Origin of the sequence: Shewanella pealeana ATCC 700345 (assembly GCF_000018285.1) — a bacterium.
Classification (GTDB): domain Bacteria; phylum Pseudomonadota; class Gammaproteobacteria; order Enterobacterales; family Shewanellaceae; genus Shewanella; species Shewanella pealeana.
In genome coordinates this window covers 505,266-526,025 of record NC_009901.1, presented here as the reverse complement: position 1 = coordinate 526,025, position 20,760 = coordinate 505,266, and the positions used below count along the sequence as shown (strand labels likewise).

At 44.3% G+C, this 20,760-nt stretch carries 12 protein-coding genes; 4 read left to right on the top strand and 8 right to left on the bottom strand.

Going from position 1 to position 20,760, the window contains the following annotated elements:
- Positions 1-109 precede the first annotated feature (109 nt).
- On the top strand, positions 110-778 hold the full coding sequence (gene hxpB, locus SPEA_RS02280; protein WP_012153690.1) for a hexitol phosphatase HxpB: 669 nt from the start codon (positions 110-112) through the stop codon (positions 776-778).
- Positions 779-866: 88 nt separating this feature from the next.
- Here the strand turns inward: hxpB and SPEA_RS02275 are convergent, their stop codons facing one another.
- The 8 genes from SPEA_RS02275 to ampD form a co-directional block, all read right to left on the bottom strand.
- On the bottom strand, positions 867-3,083 hold the full coding sequence (locus SPEA_RS02275) for a patatin-like phospholipase family protein (protein ID WP_012153689.1): 2,217 nt from the start codon (positions 3,081-3,083) through the stop codon (positions 867-869).
- Between the two features lie 92 nt (positions 3,084-3,175).
- Positions 3,176-7,654, bottom strand: coding sequence for an EAL domain-containing protein (locus SPEA_RS02270; protein ID WP_012153688.1), 4,479 nt, complete (start codon positions 7,652-7,654; stop codon positions 3,176-3,178).
- A gap of 145 nt (positions 7,655-7,799) precedes the next feature.
- Positions 7,800-9,227 (bottom strand): dihydrolipoyl dehydrogenase, encoded by a 1,428-nt coding sequence (gene lpdA / locus SPEA_RS02265; protein ID WP_012153687.1) that lies wholly within the window; start codon positions 9,225-9,227, stop codon positions 7,800-7,802.
- Between the two features lie 243 nt (positions 9,228-9,470).
- Entirely contained in the window at positions 9,471-11,333 is a 1,863-nt protein-coding gene (gene aceF, locus SPEA_RS02260) for a pyruvate dehydrogenase complex dihydrolipoyllysine-residue acetyltransferase (protein ID WP_012153686.1), read from the bottom strand.
- Positions 11,334-11,346: 13 nt separating this feature from the next.
- Positions 11,347-14,007 (bottom strand): pyruvate dehydrogenase (acetyl-transferring), homodimeric type, encoded by a 2,661-nt coding sequence (aceE, locus tag SPEA_RS02255; protein WP_012153685.1) that lies wholly within the window; start codon positions 14,005-14,007, stop codon positions 11,347-11,349.
- A 108-nt stretch (positions 14,008-14,115) separates the two neighbouring features.
- Positions 14,116-14,868 carry a pyruvate dehydrogenase complex transcriptional repressor PdhR gene (gene pdhR / locus SPEA_RS02250; RefSeq protein WP_012153684.1) on the bottom strand — a complete coding sequence of 251 codons (753 nt, stop codon included), beginning with the start codon at positions 14,866-14,868 and terminating at the stop codon, positions 14,116-14,118.
- 362 nt (positions 14,869-15,230) lie between these two features.
- On the bottom strand, positions 15,231-16,079 hold the full coding sequence (gene ampE / locus SPEA_RS02245) for a beta-lactamase regulator AmpE (protein ID WP_012153683.1): 849 nt from the start codon (positions 16,077-16,079) through the stop codon (positions 15,231-15,233).
- Between the two features lie 66 nt (positions 16,080-16,145).
- Positions 16,146-16,688 (bottom strand): 1,6-anhydro-N-acetylmuramyl-L-alanine amidase AmpD, encoded by a 543-nt coding sequence (gene ampD, locus SPEA_RS02240; RefSeq protein WP_012153682.1) that lies wholly within the window; start codon positions 16,686-16,688, stop codon positions 16,146-16,148.
- A gap of 242 nt (positions 16,689-16,930) precedes the next feature.
- Between ampD and nadC the strand changes: the two genes are divergently transcribed.
- The 3 genes from nadC (at position 16,931) to pilB (ending at position 20,760) form a co-directional block, all read left to right on the top strand.
- Positions 16,931-17,815 carry a carboxylating nicotinate-nucleotide diphosphorylase gene (gene nadC, locus SPEA_RS02235; RefSeq protein WP_012153681.1) on the top strand — a complete coding sequence of 295 codons (885 nt, stop codon included), beginning with the start codon at positions 16,931-16,933 and terminating at the stop codon, positions 17,813-17,815.
- 757 nt (positions 17,816-18,572) lie between these two features.
- Positions 18,573-19,019 carry a prepilin-type N-terminal cleavage/methylation domain-containing protein gene (locus tag SPEA_RS23470; protein WP_012153680.1) on the top strand — a complete coding sequence of 149 codons (447 nt, stop codon included), beginning with the start codon at positions 18,573-18,575 and terminating at the stop codon, positions 19,017-19,019.
- A gap of 34 nt (positions 19,020-19,053) precedes the next feature.
- Entirely contained in the window at positions 19,054-20,760 is a 1,707-nt protein-coding gene (pilB, locus tag SPEA_RS02225) for a type IV-A pilus assembly ATPase PilB (protein WP_012153679.1), read from the top strand.

Below are 20,760 nucleotides of genomic sequence, written 5' to 3'. Positions count from 1 at the left end.
AAGGTAAAATCCGGTAAGTTTTAGTACTATCATTGTCGTATTATTCGTAAAAACGACCATATAAACCGCTAATATTCACCAAAGTTATAATGAACATAATTGGATACTTATGAGTACACCAGAGCTAAAAGCCGTTATTTTCGACATGGACGGCGTATTGATCGACTCGGAGCCAGTTTGGCAAATAGCCGAGTATAGGGTGCTGAGCGAGTTAGGTTTAAACATATCTATGCAAGATATGCTTCTAACTACGGGACTCAGAATCGATCAGGTTGTTGATTATTGGTATGCGCGCTTTCCGTGGAAAAACTATGATAACCAACAAACGGCTCAAGCCATTGTCGATCAGGTTGTTAGCCATATTGCAGCCAACGGTGAACCGATGAAGGGCGTATTATCAGCGCTTAATGCTTGTAGAGAACGAGGGCTAAAAGTCGGTCTAGCCACCTCCTCTTCGAGCGATATTATTAATGCCGTTTTAAACAAGTTAGAGATAGCCACATATTTTCAAGCAATCAAATCGGCTGAGCATTTAACCTATGGAAAACCCCACCCCGAAGTCTATTTAAATTGTGCTCAGGCGCTTAATATTGATCCTATCTATTGTTTAGCCATTGAAGATTCATTTAATGGATTAATCGCCGCCCGTGCAGCTAACATGCAAACAGCTGCGATCCCTGACCCACAACAAGCCGACCTTAGTAAGTGGGTCGTAGCCCATAAGCAACTCAATAGCCTAGAAGATTTACCTGAGTATTTAATGTACTTACGACCATAAAAGCAAAAAGCCCATCAATCGATGGGCTTTTGTCTAATCGGCTCTTTGGTCAAAGCATCAGCATTACATAACCGCACTCACCTAAGCTCTACCAGTTCTTACCAATAAACAGGAATACGGTTTTCTCACCATCGTCGGATGCACCAAAACCAAACGCTGCGGGGCCAACGCTGGTATCAATACCTAAGTACAAGCTTCCCGCATAGATTAAGTCATCGAGTGACACATTGTCTTTTTGATTCCACACATTACCCGCCTCAATACTGGTGCCTAAATAGAGCGGATATTCGGTCATTCCCAGTACATCACGACCTAAGTCATACTGATAGACAAAGGCACCAAATATTTTATGGGAACCATAAAGCGCATTTTTATGATAACCAGAAAGATTTAAGAATCCACCAAGCTCAGAGACGTTAACGGTAAACGCGCCGTCTTTATCAACGGTTGCCAGCGAGGCTATACCCACAAAGGCATGATTACCCACACCAACGGCTCCGCGCCAATCGGCTTCATACTGCATTGAGAAATCAGAAGTATCTCCGACACCATCTAAATCATAACTCTCTTTTCTCATATACACATTAAAGGTAAATCGATTACCCGAAGTCGGGAAGTTGATGCTATTTAGGTCATCATAGGCAAACTTGAAGTAGCCTCCATAACCGGTGTAATCCACCTTGCCCAATCCCCAAACATCGTTCTCAAGATCGCCTCTTTCCCCCAGCATACCGATTTCGACCATGCCGTTTTGGGTGTAGTTAGCACCGATACCGACTTCGGTACGGTATGCCGTTTGTTTCAGCTCTAACACCCGGTTATTATTTTCAAAGAAGCTCCAATCTTTAAGTTCATACTCGACCCTAGCACGGCTGAAATAGGACTGATCTTTTGCTAACGGCTGATAAAACTCAGATGCTAATAGTTTATCAAAACCGAGTGACAACTCATTACGCCACTCTCCCCCATTCTCGGTAAGCTCAGTCATGGTATAAGCCATATCGAGAGAGATGACAGAGTCTAGGCTAAAATCATCTTCCCAACTAAAGCCCAGCTGAAAGTAATTCGGCCCCCAGGACTTAGCCTTGGTAGTAACGGTTAATACTCGTCCCTCATCGGTATCGGTAAACTCTGCATCGACACGTTCAAACTTATCCAATGCATAAATTCTATCTAGGCCAGCCTCTAAGTCTTCGACTGTGACATGGTCACCAACATCCAGATCAAGATTGTCCGCTAATAATTTCTCACTAACCTTTGAGTCATTGTTGTAAATCACTTTGATCAACGGCCTATCTATCTCTGCTAGCCATTGCTTACTCTTATTTCTTTTGTGAGCCAAATACTGTTTGTAATCTTCGCTACCATCACTGTATTGCTCAAGTTTATCGCTCTGCTCTCGTGCCGCAATTTCTCCTAGCGGCAACGCGATAGGCATAATGCTAAAATCTGTGGTGCTTAACTCGCCAATGTTAGGACGGATCAAGATATCATGATCACTGAGTAGGGCTTTCTGCCTCTCGGAGCTAGCATTGGTAAGAATTGTAGATAATTGATTCAACACCGCTATAGTGCTATTAAGCTCATCTTTACTCACCAAGGGGGAACCGATATCGACCGCGATAACAATGTCGGCCCCCATCGCCTTAACTACATCGACAGGCATATTGTTGGCAATCCCGCCGTCCACCAGCAACTTGCCATCGATAACTGCCGGTTGCAGGGCGCCAGGCACTGACGCTGAGGCCTGCATTGCAGCAACCACACTACCTGAACTCAGCACCACAGGTTCACTGGTCACTAAGTCTGTTGCTACAGCTCGATATGGAATAGAAAGATCATCAAAATCACCGAACTGATGCACCAAATCCGTTGAACTACGTAGCAGCTGCGACATAGTTTGCCCGCGTAACAAGCCAGCTGGCGTTTTAACTTGCTCGTCGCTATAGCCAATATTTATCGGAATATTAAACTGATCGCGGGTCTCTTTGTCTCGGTAGCTTAATGACTCCCTAGGGATGGTGTCTGAATAACCTTTACTCCAATCGGTCTTCATCATGATGGCTTCAATCTCTGCCGCACTATAGCCTAATGCGTACATGCCGCCCACATAGGCACCGATACTGGTTCCAGCAATATAGTCGATGGGGATGTTTTTCTCTTCCAGCACCTTAAGCACGCCGATATGGGCCGCACCTTTGGCACCGCCACCACTCAAGACTAAGCCGATTTTAGGCCGCTCTTCTGCGAACGAAACTTGCGAACTAGCCAGTGCTAGACAAAGAATAATAATTCTATTAATCATAATGACTTATTTAACTCTTCTACTAATGTCTTAACGTATTTTATTTAGTGACGATGCGCAAGAAATAGCGCGGTCAATAGTCTACTTTGAGGCTAAGCCTCTAAGGTTAAGCTGTTATTTAAGTTCTGATTTAAGCCCATATAAGTTTCAATCTCTGCCAGTGGCATAGGTTTGGCAAAGTAGTACCCTTGGATAACATAGCAACCTCGACTGAAAACATGCTCAAGCTGCTCATGGGTTTCTACCCCCTCGGCAACAACATCTAACTTCAAGTTTCTTGCCAGCTCGATGATACTGCTCGCTATCGCTTGATCGGCCTTATTGGTTGCGATATCGATAAGGAAAGAGCGATCAATTTTAAGGGTGTTGACCTCAAAATGTCTTAAATAAGCCAGTGACGAGTAACCGGTACCGAAATCATCGATCGCCACATCTATCCCTAGTTCTTTAAGCGCTTTCAGATGTTGCTTGGCCACCTCAAGCTCTTTCATCAACACCCCTTCAGTGATCTCTAATGAGAGTGCTGAGTGTGGCATCTCCGTCTCAGCCATGATCTGCTGAACACCGCTAATAAAGTCTGGGAGGCGAAAGTGCAGTGCAGAGATGTTGACCGAAACCTTAATCGGTTCTGCTAATTTCTGAGACCAAATCGCACCACGTCGACAAGCCTCACCCATGACCCAGCGATCGATTTCAACAATCAGACCACACGCCTCCGCCACCTTAATAAAGATATCAGTGCGAATAAAACCCTCTTTAGGATGGTTCCAGCGCAATAGCGCTTCTACACCGACGAGTTTATCATTTTGCAAAATATCTATTTGAGGTTGAAAGTGTAACTCGAGCTCGTTTCGCTCTATCGCCTTACGTAGATCGGCTTCTAATGCTAAATGATAAAGCGCTTCAGCATTGCGCTCTTCGGAATAATATTTGAAATGGCCCTTGCCCTCTTCCTTAGCGTGATACATGGCTAAGTCGGCATTTTTAATCAACACCTCTGGCTGTTTCGCATCTTCCGGCCATAGACTCACACCGATACTAGTTGAGATAAAGAACTCCCGCCCGTAGAGCACAAAAGGCTTCTCTATACTCGCCAGTAACTGCTCACATAAATAATTCACGGTATCAATTGTAGGAGTATCACGCAGCAAAATAACAAACTCATCACCACCAAAACGGCACAAGACATTTTCATCAGCAACCAGAGACTGTAAACGATTAGAAGCTTCGACTAACAGAGCATCTCCCATACTATGGCCATATGAGTCGTTCACATGTTTGAACCTGTCTAAATCCAAAAAGAGCAGGGCTAAGTTCCCGCCCTCTTTTTCTGCTTGATACACCGACTGAGCGAGTTTGCTAGAGAACAAGGAGCGGTTAGGTAAGCCCGTTAATATATCGAAATTGGCTAAGCGGCGCAGTTCAGCCTCCGTACGTTTACGCTCAGTTATATCGGAAAAAACCACCACATAACGGCTAGCATTACCGCTTGAATTCAAAATAGAGGAGACATTCAGCCAAACCGCACACCTTTGGCAACCACCCGCATCAACAAAACACTCTCCAGCCCAGCTCAATCCCTGCTGCAGTAGGTTAGCTATACTGGCACTTTTCTCTTCCCCCTGTAGAACCTGTGAAAAAGACAAGCCAATCAAGCTTTCAGAATCTAATCCAATAATATTCTGAGCGGCCTTATTACTCACTTGAATCGTCTCGTCGCTATCAAAAATAAGCACGGCTTCTGATGTATTTTCAAATGCTTGTGCTAACAGATAAACATCATCTTTTAGTTTTCGCTGCTCGGTGATATCACTATAAATCCCAGCAATCCGCTCGATAGACCCAGAAACATCACTCCTTTCAACTGGTCGGCCCGACACACGAACCCAGCCCATAGTGCCATTGGTGCGCCAGTATCGATACTCGACTTCAAATCGGTCGGTGCGCTCCTGCAACATATCTTCCCATGCAGCCATGACTTCGCCGACATCTTCTTTGTGGATGGGGAACTGATCTAACCTAAAGTATACTTGTGACTGTCCAGCAGCTAATACTCCGCCCGTATTTTCTAGACGAAATAGGTCGCTCTCACGCTGCCACTCCCATAGCTCTGAGTTACTGCCTTTTAGTGCTTGCTTGAGCCGATTCTCACTGTCGATTAGCGCCGAATTAACCCCTTTAAATGCCATGACTTGGCGCTGTCGGTAAAAAATAATGCCCAGTCCTGTTAGCAATAGACAAAGCAAAATACCGCCTTTAAACCAAGAAGTCTGCCACCAATACTTCTCGACGTAAAAACGGTATGAGAATGGCTTCTCAGACCAAACTTCATTGTTCATGCTAAGAATATCCAGCACATAGGAGCCGGACGCTAAACCGGAGATATTGAGTTGAGATTTTCCATCGAGAAAAATATAGTTTGCCTGATCATCTAGCCCGCCTCTACGTAAACGATACTTAATCTGCATAGGTGTCTGGTTGAGGTAGTCATGGCGAGCTAATTGAAAACTGATTAGCTGGGCGCCGGGTAAAATATGATAGTCATTTTTCGGCATCAAATTCAGTTCAGTGCGATCTTCAAAGTAGATCTCTATCGATTCAAGCATCATGGAATCATCTGAGATTCTATTTTCTAATAAATCGACATCGACTAACATGGCTCCATCTGGGGTACCTAAATATAGGCCCTCTTCAGAGACAAAATAAGCCCCTTCATTTAACTCATCACTTAACCAGCCATCCCGTGGTGAAATCACTATGAGCTCACCATCAAGCATATTCTCCCTCAACAACGAGCGAGGACACCCAACGACACGGTAATGACCAATATTATCGATAAAGTAGACCGCATCACAACGAACGTCCCAACCATCGGTCACACTTTTAATCGCACCAGAATGAACATCGAATGAAAGTAACCCTTGCGTCTCCAAACCAAGCCAAAGCTCCCCAGGGTTAACCTCTTTAATAAATCGAATATTCGACTCACCGTGTGATGCAAAGCTTAAGGGTTCGAATACTGGATGGAAGGTATCCTGAGAGTCTAAGTAGCCAAAAATACGAGAGCCACCTAGCCATAATCGCTGATCACTGTCTCGAGTAACCGAAGCTATTTCAAGCGCTAGATTACTATTGAGAGCACTACCTAAGCGGATTAGTTTGGGCTCGAGAAATCCCTTTTCCCAATAAAAGAGTCCGCTGCTCGTTGCAAACCAGATCCGCCCTTCAATGACGGTATCAAAGTAAGTGTTGTAAACCATTTTATATTCAAGTGAACTGCGGCCTCCAGACCAAGTCGCAAAGCTTTGGCTATGGAAAGTATTTCTATTCACCACAGATAAACCATTGGTCGTCGACAACAACAGATGATCTTTGTCTAACGGATCAATTTTAAAGATGCTGTCATTTAGATTCACCCCTTGGGGGTTAATAACGTAGGATTTCTGAGTATGCTTATCGACTAGCATCAAGCCAGCATCGGTTCCGAGCCAAATATGGTTAGCGCCAGCATAGATGGTCCAAATCACCTCATCTTTAAGCTTGTAAGGAGACAGTTTGGTATATTTATCAATAATAAAATCTGCTTCGGTCGCTAAGATTGCGACCCCATCACCGCTACCGCCGACCCAAATCAACCCAGTCTTATCGACAGCAATGTCATAGGTGTAGTCTATGTTGGACTTTTGTTTTAATTCGTTACCGTAGAGCATGCCTTTTTTGGCATCCGGGAACCATCGTAATAATCCTGCTCGAGTCGAGAGCCAGAGATAGCCTTGCTTATCTTCGGCTATATTGGTGATATAGTGCTCGAGTTGCTTTACTTTATGTATCGACAGATTTTGTTGGTCAAGTTCAAATAGCCCCTTACTCGAACTGATCCAGACGCGCCCATTAGAATGCTTGATGACATTTTTTATCATGCCCCACTCTTTTTTCCAGGGTAAAACGTCTAATCTCACACCATTAAGATCACGAACCTCTAAATGCTTTTCTTGACCGACAAGCAGGCGATTCTCAGACAGAGACAACATTCTCCACCAAGGGTGATCGGGGTTATTGGGCAGGAACTTAATTCGCTTAAGTGACATGCTTTGATAGTTAAATCTAAGCAGCTCACCGTCATAGGTCAAAAGGATTCGATCACCGTTGCTATCTTGTATTTGCGATACGATGCCGCTACCACGGTACTCTGGAAATAATTCAGGACTGCCAAAGCCGACAAATCGATTAGCGTAAATATCATAAAGATAGGCTTGGTACTTGCCGCTGACGAGGATGTGCTGTTTGCTAAGAGGAACCGAGAGGTAAAGTAGGCTATCGTTGATTTTGGAGTTTAAGCCAACCTTGTCGATGCGACGAACTTTATTGCTGCTGACTCGATATAAGCCCTCCCCCGTCGCTAACCAGGTAAAACCATGTTCATCGAAACCTATATCAAACACTGTGCCATTAATCAGACCATCGCTTGCTGTAAACACCCGCTGAACTACGCCGCTGGCCAAGGCTGGCACAGCGCAAGTTAACGATAATAGAATGAAGCTAAGCCAAATTTTTTTGATTATTATTCTCATCTGCTTAGAGGCTTTTCGAATTAACCAGAATGTAGCACTTAGTCAACATGGATTCACCTATTGTTCACTTAAAACCGACTATTCTGAGTTATTAGATATAAAAAAAGCGCTCAAATGAGCGCTCTTTTAAAACATTAGTAAATGCTTACTTTTTCTTCTTTGCCTTTGGGTTTGGCAAATCAGTAATTGAACCTTCATAAATCTCAGCCGCTAGGCCTACAGACTCATGTAGAGTTGGGTGAGCATGGATAGTTAACGCTAAATCTTCAGCATCACAACCCATTTCAATTGCTAGGCCAATTTCACCTAGAAGCTCGCCACCATTAACACCAACAATAGCACCACCAATTACACGGTGAGTCTCTTTGTCGAAAATAAGCTTAGTCATGCCGTCAGCACAATCTGATGCAATTGCACGGCCACTTGCAGCCCATGGGAAAGTCGCAGTTTCGTAAGCAACACCTTGCTCTTTAGCTTCTTTCTCAGTTAGACCAACCCAAGCGACTTCTGGGTCTGTGTACGCAATTGATGGGATAACTTTAGGGTCGAAGTAATGCTTAAGACCAGAAATCACTTCTGCAGCAACGTGACCTTCATGCACACCTTTGTGTGCCAACATTGGTTGACCAACGATGTCACCGATAGCGTAGATGTTTGGTACGTTAGTACGCATCTGCTTATCAACATTGATAAAGCCACGCTCATCAACATTAACGCCTGCTTTCTCTGCGTCTAGACCTTTACCGTTTGGAACACGGCCGATAGCAACCAATACTGCGTCATAACGAACAGGCTCAGCAGGTGCTTTCTTGCCTTCCATCGTCACGTAGATGCCATCTTCTTTGGCTTCAACGGCTGTCACCTTGGTTTCAAGCATCAAGTTGAACTTCTTCTTGATCTTCTTGGTGTAAACGCGAACAACGTCTTTGTCAGCAGCAGGGATAACTTGGTCGAACATCTCAACTACGTCAATCTCACTACCTAGTGAAGAGTACACAGTACCCATTTCTAGGCCGATGATGCCGCCGCCCATAACAAGTAGCTTGCCTGGAACTTCTTTAAGCTCTAGCGCATCAGTTGAATCCCATACACGTGGATCTTCATGAGGAATAAATGGCAATTGAATTGGGCGCGAACCCGCAGCAATAATCGCTTGTTCAAAATGAACAACTTTAACGCCATCTTCACCTTGTACTTCTAGCGTGTTAGGGCCTGTGAACTTACCAAGACCGTTAACTACGTTAACTTTACGCATCTTAGACATGCCGCCTAAACCGTTAGTTAACTGGCCAATTACCGATTGCTTGTATTCACGTAGCTTATCAAGATCAATCTGTGGCTCACCAAAAACAACACCGTGGTTCGAAACCGCTTTAGCTTCTTCGATCACTTTAGAAACATGAAGCAAAGCTTTAGAAGGGATACAACCGACGTTAAGACATACGCCGCCTAATGTGCTGAAACGTTCAACGATAACAGTCTCTAGACCTAAATCTGCAGCACGGAATGCAGCGGAGTAGCCAGCAGGGCCAGCGCCTAGTACAACTACCTGAGTTTTAATTTCGTTACTCATGTTTTCCTCTATTCTTTTTATGTCGTTGGTGGCACCGACTTAACGATAAATACCGACTCAACGATAAACTGTGGCCAAATCTTGTAAGGTGGCCGCATTTTAACCTTTGTTTGATGCTGATCACAATCCTAGAAACGCTTAATCTTACTGATGATTACTAATAGTGCCAATTCAGCGAATTAGGTCAGCGACTCAGATAAGCGACCTAGAAAATAGGCTGCTTGAATCAAGCAGCCTATTTGTTTATAGCACTAAGGTACGAATGTCTGACAAGCAGTTATTCAAGTACGTGATAAAGCGCGCACCATCGGCACCATCAATCACTCGATGATCATAAGACAGTGATAGCGGCAACATTAAGCGCGGCTCAAACTCTTTACCATTCCAAACAGGCTTCATGTCTGACTTAGACACACCAAGAATAGCCACTTCTGGTGCGTTAACGATTGGCGTAAATGCCGTACCGCCGATGCCACCTAAGCTAGAGATAGTGAAGCAACCGCCTTGCATATCTGCAGCAGTTAACTTACCACCACGGGCTTTCTTAGAGATCTCTTTCAGCTCATCAGAAAGCTCATGAATGCCTTTCTTGTTCACGTCTTTAAACACAGGAACAACTAAACCGTTTGGTGTATCTACTGCAATACCTACGTTAACGTACTTCTTCAAAATTAAGCTTTCGCCGTCTTCTGACAGTGAAGAGTTAAAGGTTGGGAACGCTTCTAGCGCTTTAGCAACAGCCTTCATGATGAACACAAGCGGCGTAATCTTCATGCCAGAGTCTTTCTTCGCTTCGGCAGCATTTTGCGCCTTACGGAAAGCTTCTAGTTCAGTGATATCTGCGTCATCCCACTGGGTAACATGCGGGATCTTCACCCAGTTACGGTGTAGATTAGCACCAGAAATCTTCTGAATACGTGATAACGGTTTAACTTCTGTTTCACCAAACTTGCTGAAGTCCACTTTTGGCCATGCAAGTAGGTTTAGCTCGCCACCAGCAGCGGCTGTTTTAACTGCGCCTGACTCAACTTGCTTAATCACCGCTTTGATGTAGTTTTGAACATCTTCTTTAATGATACGGTTCTTACGACCTGTACCCTTAACGTTAGCTAGGTTAACGCCTAGTTCACGTGCCATACGGCGGATAACCGGTGAAGCATGAGCGTATGCATGATTCTCTACAAAATCTTCTTTCGCTGCTGGTGCTTGGCTCGCAGTAGGAGCAACTGTTGGCGCTGCAACTTGTGCAGGTGCAGCAACAGGTGCGCTACCTGCAACTTCAAAAGTCATAATCAAAGAGCCTGTCGATACTTTATCGCCTTGAGCCACTTTAATGTCTAACACTTTACCAGCAAACGGTGCAGGCACTTCCATCGCAGCCTTATCACCTTCAACGCTGATAAGTGATTGCTCTTCGGTAACAGTGTCGCCAACTTTAACCATGATTTCAGTCACTTCAACTTCATCACCGCCAATATCTGGTACGTTGACATCTTGCACTGATGGCGCAGATGCTACTTGAGCAGCAACGGCTGCCGCAGCAGGTGCTTGAGCCGCTGCAGAACCAGCTACTTCAAATACCATCACTAGGCTACCTGTAGAAACCTTGTCACCAAGGTTCACTTTTATCTCTTTCAGCACACCAGCGAATGGTGCAGGTACTTCCATAGAAGCTTTGTCACCTTCAACGCTCATTAGCGATTGCTCTTCAGTGATGCTGTCGCCAACAGTCACTAAAATTTCAGTCACTTCAACTTCGTCGTCACCAATATCTGGGACGTGAACTTCTTTTAGCTCTGCCGCAGCTGCCGCAGCTGGTGCAGCAGGAGCCGCAACAGGTGCAGCCTCGACAGCTGCTGGAGCAGACGCTGCGCCTTCAGATTCAAAGATCATAATCAATGAATCGGTAGACACTTTATCACCTACTACTACTTTAATTTCTTTAACAATACCCGCTGCAGAAGCCGGAACTTCCATCGCAGCTTTATCGCCTTCAACAGAGATAAGCGATTGCTCTTCTTCAACCTTGTCGCCTACGCTAACAAGGATCTCTGTTACTTCAACCTCATCCGCACCGATATCTGGTACATTAATTTCGATTGTCATTTTGTATTGCCTCTTACGCGTATAGCGGGTTTGTCTTGTCAGCGTCGATGTTGAATTTAGTAATTGCTGCTGCAACCACTGACTTTTCAATATCGCCACGTTTTGCGAGTTCGTTTAGTGCAGCTACTACAACGTAACCAGCATTTACTTCAAAGTGACGACGTAGATTTTCACGGCTGTCTGAACGACCAAAACCGTCTGTACCTAGCACTTTGAATGATTCAGAAGGCATAAATGCACGAACTTGTTCAGCATAGTTCTTCATGTAATCGGTTGCAGCAATTGCAGGTTCAGTGCCCATTACTTGAGTAATGTACGCAGTCTTTTGCTCTGCTTCTGGGTGCAGCATGTTGAAACGCTCAACATCTTGACCTTCACGAGTTAGCTCGTTGAATGAAGTCACAGAGTAAACATCTGATGCAACGTCGTACTCTTCACTTAGAATTTGCGCAGCTTTACGCACTTCGTTCATGATAGTACCAGAGCTCATTAACTGAACCTTGTTGCTACCTTTGTACGACTCAAGCTTATAAATACCCTTACGGATACCTTCTTCGCTGCCTTCTGGCATTGCAGGCATTGCGTAGTTTTCATTCATTAGCGTCAAGTAATAGAACACGTTCTCTTGCTCGCCATACATACGACGGATACCGTCTTGCATGATAACCGCTAGCTCGTACGCGAATGTTGGGTCGTAAGAGATACAGTTTGGAATCGTGTTAGCTTGAACATGGCTGTGGCCATCTTCGTGCTGCAGACCTTCACCGTTTAGCGTTGTACGACCAGCAGTAGCACCTAATAGGAAACCACGTGCTTGCTGATCACCCGCCATCCATGCCATGTCGCCAACACGTTGGAAACCAAACATAGAGTAGTAGATGTAGAACGGGATCATAGGTAGATCGTTAGTGCTGTATGACGTTGCCGCAGCAACCCATGAAGACATAGCACCTAACTCGTTGATACCTTCCTGCAATACTTGACCAGAAGTCGCTTCTTTATAGTACGACACAACACTGCGATCTTCAGGCGTGTATTCCTGACCATGCGGGTTGTAAATACCAATTTGACGGAACAGACCTTCCATACCGAAAGTACGTGCTTCGTCAGCAATAATAGGAACGATGTTCTTACCAATGCCTTTGTTCTTAAGCAGGATGTTCAGGGTACGAACAAATGCCATAGTGGTTGAGATTTCACGCTTTTGCTCAACAAGCAAAGAACTGAACTCTTCAACAACTGGTAGTTCAAGTGGCTGAGTAAAGTTAGGTAGACGCTGTGGTGTATAACCATGTAGCGCATCACGACGAGCGTGCAAATACTTGTACTCTTCAGAACCTTCTTCAAGCGTTAGGTAAGGCAACTCTGACACTTTTTCATCGCTAAGCAAGTCGCCAAGACCAAGACGGTTACGCAACTGAAGTACATGGGTCATATCCATCTTCTTCACGCCGTGAGCGATGTTCTTGCCTTCAGCAGCATCGCCCATGCCATAACCTTTTACAGTTTTAGCTAAGATAACTGTTGGCTTGCCTTTAGTTTCTTGCGCATTTTTAAATGCTGCAAACAATTTAGAAGGCTCATGACCACCGCGCTTAAGCGCGAAGATCTCTGCATCTGTCATATCAGATACAAGTGCAGCTGTTTCTGGGTACTTACCAAAGAAGTGCTCACGTACATAAGCGCCATCTTTGGACTTAAATGTCTGGTAGTCACCGTCAATGGTTTCGTTCATAAGCTGTAGCAGCTTACCAGTAGTATCTTTGGCAATCAGTGCATCCCAGTTATTGCCCCAGATCACTTTAACTACGTTCCAGCCAGCGCCTCTAAATAGACCTTCAAGCTCTTGAATGATCTTACCGTTACCCATAACTGGGCCATCAAGACGCTGTAGGTTACAGTTAATCAAGAAACATAGGTTATCTAGCTTTTCACGTGATGCGAAAGAGATAGCACCGCGAGATTCTGGCTCATCCATCTCACCGTCACCTAAGAAGGCGTATACTCGCTGTGCAGAGGTATCTTTTAGACCACGGCCATCTAGGTACTTAAGGAAACGGGCTTGGTAAATAGCAGACATTGGGCCTAGACCCATAGATACAGTCGGGAACTGCCAGAACTCAGGCATTAACTTTGGATGTGGGTATGAAGGAATACCTTTACCATCAACTTCTTGACGGAAGTTATCTAACTGATCGGCAGTTAAACGACCTTCAAGAAATGCGCGCGAGTAGATACCTGGAGATATATGACCCTGATAGTAAACTAAATCACCACCATCTACTTCGTTTGGTGCACGGAAGAAATGGTTAAAACACATTTCATAAAATGATGCAGCAGATTGGTAAGACGCCATATGACCACCGAGATCTAAGTCTTTCTTAGATGCACGTAGGACGATCATGATTGCGTTCCAACGAATAATTGAACGAATACGGCGCTCAATAGTTGTATTACCAGGATATGCTGGCTCTTGGCTCGTAGGAATGGTGTTGATATAGTTGGTCGTAATCCCCGTTGCCATATCGACACCGTCTAGACGAGCCTTATCAAGTACTTGCTCAAGTAGGTATTGAGCGCGCTCAACGCCTTCTTCGCGTACAACTGATTCTAGAGCAGACAACCACTCATTAGTTTCTAGTGGATCGATGTCATTTAGCATATGTTCAGACATGTTGCAGTCCTTTCCTATACGTAATACCTAAGTCACTACTGCAGTGATTAGTGTATTTAAATTTTGAAATATTGTTTGGCAACAGGGGTAACTCGTTTAAGGGTTAGCCTATACACCACTCTTTAAACGACGCAGGCTACGCTGCAATCGGCTGTCTTCTTCCCTTACTGACAGCATCACCTCTTCAATGTAACTTAAGTGTTCATTGGAGGCTTCGCGTGCAGCTTCTGGGTCGCGGCGAATAATTGCAGCAAGCAGCGCTCGTCTGTGATCATTAGCCGTTGTAGAGGCTTCTTCGCGTCGGCTTAAAAGCTCTAAGTTTTGTGCCACGTTTTTATGCAGCACTGGAGATAAACTTAATACAAGGTGAAGCATAGCCACATTGTGTGACGCTTCGGCAACTGCGCGGTAAAAACGCACAATCGCATTAGCTTGATCTTCAATTAAATTAGCTGACTCAACTTCCAGAATCGTACGCTTAATATTTTGCATATCGGCGTCGTTACCACGAAGCGCTGCAAAATACGCCATCATGCCTTCAGTGGCATGACGAAACTCCAGTAAGTCGTACTGACTTTCTGAATCTGAATGCATGAGTTCAACAATTGGGTCGGCAAGACTTTGCCAGAGTTGCTCTTTTACATAGGTTCCGCCGCCTTGACGACGCATCAACAAGCCCTTTGCTTCTAATTTTTGAATCGCTTCACGTAAAGAAGGGCGCGAAACTTCAAATTGCAATGCCAGTTCACGTTCAGGTGGTAGCTTTTGTCCTGGTTGAATACTGCCTTCCAGAATCATCTGCTCCAACTGTCCCATAATGACATCGGATATTTTTGGCTGGTTTATTTTGCTATAAGCCATGTGGGCCTCAGCTCCTATTGTAAATTGGTCTTACCAATTTAATTGACTGAGCGCACTTTATCAAATCACACTTTGGATGTCCAGTTAGTGATCTACATCAAATCTATGCGCGATGTGTGAGCATAGCTGATTTTCACCAAAATGGGGTCTGACCAATGTGCCAATTTTTAATAAGCTGCGCATTGATAATAATTATTATAAGCAATTAAACATGGAGAGATTTTTGGGTAAATGAATAATGATAAAAGAAACCGTACGATGCATTCATTGTGAATGTTCCGTACGGTTTTTGGTCTAATCACGCTTGTGTAACGGGCTAAAAAACAGCCTTTATTTTATTTCAAAAACAGACTGACTGCCTACTAACTCACCACTCCAAATATTGTCATCAACGAAAGTACGGTAATCAGTAGGATAAAATTACGCTTGCTCAACTGCAGCAGTGCGATAGTCGACTGTAAACAAATGGGTGCCGATGATGACTCGGGCAATGTTTCTGCTGCAACTGCGACTTGAGTAATCGTGTCACGAGCCGAAGATTGAGGATTCAATGCATGTGACAACCAGGCTGAAATGGCTTGTCTGAAATGGCCACTTAACACGTAACCAAATGAAAATACTCGACTTGGGATCCAATCAAGTACGAATAGTAGGTTATCAACTAAAGGCAGAGCAGAATCATGCTTACGGCTCTGTTCACTATAAAAACGTACCGTGCAATAAAGCACTGTGCCTACAGGCCCTAGGATAATAAGATAAAGTGCAATCGCACCGTAATAGCGATAATTGATCCACGCGACACTTTGGCCTACTTTTTCGCCCAGTTCCTTCTCATTAACTGACTCTAAACAGAGGCTAGAATCCAACTCATTGGCATAATTAAAGCAGGCTTGTGAGTCACCACGGCAAGCCGCTTGTATATAACGCTTGAAGGCCGTTCTTTGTACATTATGGCTAAAGCAAAGCACGGCAATCGACACCCATAGCGCCACACTGACAGCTCCCCATAACACGCCAGACACTAGCCAAGACAAGATATAGACAAGAACTGCGGGCAGTAGAATCGCTAATGTCATTATCAAAAATGATGGCTGCTGTTCACTGATAAGCGACCTGTTATATTTTGATAACAAGGCATCAAACTGCCAAGAATTAGGCAAAAGTCGTAATCTCTCAACTAAAATTGCGACTAATAACGCAAACAAAGCCATAATTTTCACCTTTAAATGGTTAATCTGCTCATTTCGACCCTAGCTCCCGCCGAACTCGCATTCTATTTACAATGCAGCTTTATAACGCTGCCAATCAAAGCCATTACCCGGATCGGTTTTGCGTCCCGGTGCGATATCACTATGCCCAGTAATTCTTGCAAGTGTTATATCTGGATAATGAACCATTAGGCTCCTAGTTAACTCAATAAGCCTTAGATACTGCTCCTCCGAATAAGCGAGAGCATCAGTGCCTTCAAGCTCAATACCAAGGGCAAAGTCATTACAATTGCTACGGCCCTCAAACTCAGATACCCCGGCATGCCAAGCTCTATCATCACAAGAGACATACTGCACCAACTCACCGTCGCGCCTTATTAGAAAGTGCGCCGACACTTCTAAGCCTTGTAAATCTTTAAAGCTAGTATCGGCTTCAATATCGAGGCAACCTTGAAATAACTGATCAATATAAGGCTGACCGAAACAGCCTGCTGGCAGGCTAATATTGTGGATCACCAGCAAGCTCACTTCATGAAGCGGCCTAGCATTAAAATGTGGTGACTGGCAGCATCTCGCCTGCGCCACCCAACCATCGACTAAAGTCAGCGACAAAACAATGATCCTAAAGCAAATATTATTATTCACTTTAACAGTTTTAACCCTATGAATATAGTCGCGCTTTTGAGATTTATCACCCTCTAAATACGGCGATTTACAGAGTATAAGCAATGATAATGCTAGCTCCCCCCCTAAAGACTTATGTTAAGATTAAAACCTCTATTAAAGCGTGCCCCATGTATACAACAGTTATAACCCAGTTATAGATAAGTTATAAGTCAGTAAGGATAGCCACCATGCTTGAAAATGATATTCGTCTCTCAGTCAAAGCCGCATTAGATGAAGATTTAGGTCACCAAGATCCCAATTCTAAACTCACTTCTGCCCAAAGAGCCGACACAGACATCACAGCACTACTTATTCCAGCGGATAAAACTGCACAAGCCAGCTTAATCACTCGAGAAGAAGGTGTATTTTGTGGAAAAGCCTGGGCTGAACAAGTGTTTAACCAGCTAGGTGGTGAAGTCGCACTGCATTGGCATGTTGATGATGGCGACTTAGTGCTGCCCAACCAACTCCTTTGTGAGCTAGAAGGGCCAGCAAGAGCCATCCTAACGGGTGAGCGCACGGCTATGAACTTCATCCAGACTCTATCTGGTGTTGCAACGCTGACCAAACATTACGTGGATAAACTTGCCGGCACACATACCCGCCTGCTCGATACCCGTAAAACGATTCCAGGCCTGCGCACCGCACAGAAGTATGCGGTCACTTGTGGTGGTGGACAAAACCATCGCATAGGTTTATTCGATGCATTTCTGATCAAAGAAAATCACATCATGGCCTGCGGCAGCATAGCTAAAGCGATTCAAGCAGCCAGAGAACTCAATGCAGACAAACCAGTAGAAGTAGAAGTTGAGAGTATTGATGAGCTAAAGCAGGCCCTCGACGCGCAGTCTGATATTGTTATGTTAGATAATTTCGATGTCACCATGATGATAGAAGCCGTTGAGCTCAACAACAGCTATAAGGCGAGAGGACAAGGTGTGAAACTTGAAGTCTCTGGCGACGTAACCTTAGATACTATCGCCAACTTCGCAAAAACAGGTGTCGATTATATTTCAGTAGGTGCATTAACTAAGCATGTGCGCGCACTGGATCTATCGTTAAGACTTAAGTAACACATAAGCCATATTAGCATCATTTGTCTAGCCCAAATAAGAGTCCAAAGTGTCAACTTATCTCAGGACGGGACTTATCTCAGGACGAGACAAAGGCTAAAACAAGAAAGGCTAAGCGAAATGCTTAGCCTTTTTTTTGCTGACATTAGAGCCCAATCAATAAAATATTAGAGCAAAAACTCACCACCAAAAAAATGACACCTCAACAATAAGTGTCAATATTTACAGCACAGCCAAATAACCACTATAACCAAACTACCCACAATTACTTATTTTTTAGAAAAATTAGCAATTAAACGACCACTTTATGGCAAACTACTATTCCATTTTCGTTAACTTTATACTAACTTGCACTTAGGCGAGATTGCCAGCTTGGTTAACTCGTTATTGATATAGCTTTTAATTTAACTCTGGCTTTAACTTTAAATTTGGTTTTAACGATATTGATTAGAATATTTATTAATCAAACATGAGTAGGCTAATTTAGCTAACCATATTAGTTAGCAAAGTTAGTTAGCAATTTAGTTAACAATAACGACAGCAGACCTTTAAATTTACTTTTTATTTTTAAGATAGACACGGATACCTTAAGTCGCGCTAAGCGTCACTAAATCACTATGGTAGATACTCTTAAGTAATAGTATTCCTCCCTAGTCGTGACCATTAGCATAGGAAATTGCGACGTGCTAGCGCAGGAGCATCAAGCAAGGTTGAAGCACTAGCTTACTGATATAACAGCTTTCTAATGGAGATAGACATGAAAAGCATGATGAAATCAAACATGAATAACGCTAAGGGCTTCACCCTAATTGAATTGATGATCGTAGTTGCGATTATCGGTATCTTAGCAGCAGTAGCATTGCCTGCGTATAAAGATTATGTGACCTCAGCCCAAGGTAGCGGCGCGATGAAAGGCGTTTCAACCTTCGCCCAAAAAATCCCAACTTGTATTCAAACTGGTATCGGTTGTGATGAAATTAAGGCTGAAGTAAATGCTAATGCAAAGTTCACCACTCTTGCAGCTGATGTAGCGCAAGATGCAGAAACAGTTCTAGTGTGGACAGAAGCTAAGTGTATTTTGACTGCGACATTTGCTGCTACGGGGTCAGTGTCTTATGTAATGACCAAAGCAACTGGTGCAACTGCTGATGATTTAGAGCTTTGTGAAAAAGCAGCGGGTCTATATGTAGCACCATCAGTATAAAAGGTTACATTCAGTAGCTGTATACTAATATTCAATGCCAACAACCGGCCTTCACTTAGGGTTATCGACCCTCTTTATTCGCAAAGGTTTGCTTAATGAAAAGCAGCTAAGTGAAGCCGTGTCTAAAAGTCGCAAGCTCCGTCAGGGGCTTGTGGCTACTTTAGTAAAGGATAACTTGATTAGCGCTCGTGAAATCGCAGAGTTATGCTACGAAGAATACGGCACACCGCTATTAGACTTAAACGAGTTCGAGATAGGCTCCATCCCCGAAGAATTCCTCAATAAGAAACTGATAGAGAAGCACAAATGCTTGCCACTTTTTAAGCGCGGTAATCGTCTCTATATCGCCACATCCGACCCTACAAACATAGCAGCTTTAGAAGACTTTCAGTTTAGTGCCGGTTTGCATGCAGAAGCGATTCTAGTCGAGGACGATAAGCTCAGTAAAGCTATAGACTCTATTCTCGAAGACGATATTAGCGGCCTAGACTTAAGTGCGATAGACGAAGAAGCCTTGGCAGGTATAGAAGTTACAGATACAGACAAACGTGATGAGGAAGAAAACAGTGGTAAAGACGACGCGCCGATCGTTATCTATATCAATAAAATCCTCACCGATGCCATTCGCAAAGGCGCATCAGATCTGCATTTTGAGCCCTATGAAAAGCGTTACCGCATCCGTTTTCGCATCGACGGTATTTTACATGAGGTCTCCGAGCCACCAGTAAATCTTTCCGGTCGCATCTCTGCCCGCTTAAAGGTGATGTCAAAACTTGATATTGCCGAACGCCGAGTGCCGCAAGATGGTCGTATCAAGATGAAGCTATCGCGCACCAAATCTATCGACTTTCGTGTCAGCACCTTGCCTACCATCTGGGGCGAGAAGATTGTAATGCGTATCTTGGACTCATCATCCGCTCAGCTTGGCATCGAAAAACTCGGCTATGAAGATGACCAAAGATTACTGTATGAAGAGATGCTGCAAAAACCGCAAGGGATGATCTTGGTAACAGGCCCTACAGGCTCGGGTAAAACGGTATCGCTTTATACTGGCCTTAATATTCTTAACACCGAAGAGCGTAATATCTCTACCGCCGAAGATCCGGTTGAGATTAATCTCGAAGGGGTCAACCAGGTTCATATCAATCTTAAGGCAGGTCTAACCTTCGCATCAGCGCTACGTTCATTCCTGCGACAAGACCCCGATGTGGTCATGGTCGGTGAAATTCGAGATTTGGAAACTGCTGAAATTGCCATTAAAGCGGCGCAAACCGGGCACTTGGTTCTTTCGACTTTGCATACTAACTCCGCTGCAGAAACACTCACCCGCTTAATCAACATGGGCGTCCCCGGTTACAACATCGCTAGCTCGGTCAACCTGATTATCGCTCAGCGGCTATCGAGGCGCCTCTGCCCAACCTGTAAAGCGCCTGAAGCGATCCCAGCAGAAGAGTTATTAAAGCTCGGCTTTAACCAGCAACAAGTCGATGCAGGCATTATCCCCCACAAACCCGTGGGTTGTGACCTATGCTCCGGCGGTTATAAAGGCCGAGTCGGTATCTATGAGGTAATGAAGATGTCGGATGAAATTGCTCGCACTATTATGGAAGGCGGTAATTCACTGCAAATCCTTAAGCAAGCCAAACTTCAAGGCATGCGCGACTTACGAGATTCAGGCCTGCTAAAAGTCATCCAAGGCGTCACCAGTATTGCAGAAATAAACCGCGTCACTAGCTTTTAA

Coding starts and splice junctions, on each gene's coding strand:
- nadC (WP_012153681.1), top strand. CDS start 16,931: ATGCTTGAAAATGATATTCGTCTCTCAGTCAAAGCCGCATTAGATGAA.
- SPEA_RS02275 (WP_012153689.1), bottom strand. CDS start 3,083: ATGATTAATAGAATTATTATTCTTTGTCTAGCACTGGCTAGTTCGCAA.
- aceE (WP_012153685.1), bottom strand. CDS start 14,007: ATGTCTGAACATATGCTAAATGACATCGATCCACTAGAAACTAATGAG.
- SPEA_RS23470 (WP_012153680.1), top strand. CDS start 18,573: ATGAAAAGCATGATGAAATCAAACATGAATAACGCTAAGGGCTTCACC.
- pdhR (WP_012153684.1), bottom strand. CDS start 14,868: ATGGCTTATAGCAAAATAAACCAGCCAAAAATATCCGATGTCATTATG.
- ampE (WP_012153683.1), bottom strand. CDS start 16,079: ATGGCTTTGTTTGCGTTATTAGTCGCAATTTTAGTTGAGAGATTACGA.
- hxpB (WP_012153690.1), top strand. CDS start 110: ATGAGTACACCAGAGCTAAAAGCCGTTATTTTCGACATGGACGGCGTA.
- SPEA_RS02270 (WP_012153688.1), bottom strand. CDS start 7,654: ATGAGAATAATAATCAAAAAAATTTGGCTTAGCTTCATTCTATTATCG.
- aceF (WP_012153686.1), bottom strand. CDS start 11,333: ATGACAATCGAAATTAATGTACCAGATATCGGTGCGGATGAGGTTGAA.
- lpdA (WP_012153687.1), bottom strand. CDS start 9,227: ATGAGTAACGAAATTAAAACTCAGGTAGTTGTACTAGGCGCTGGCCCT.
- pilB (WP_012153679.1), top strand. CDS start 19,054: ATGCCAACAACCGGCCTTCACTTAGGGTTATCGACCCTCTTTATTCGC.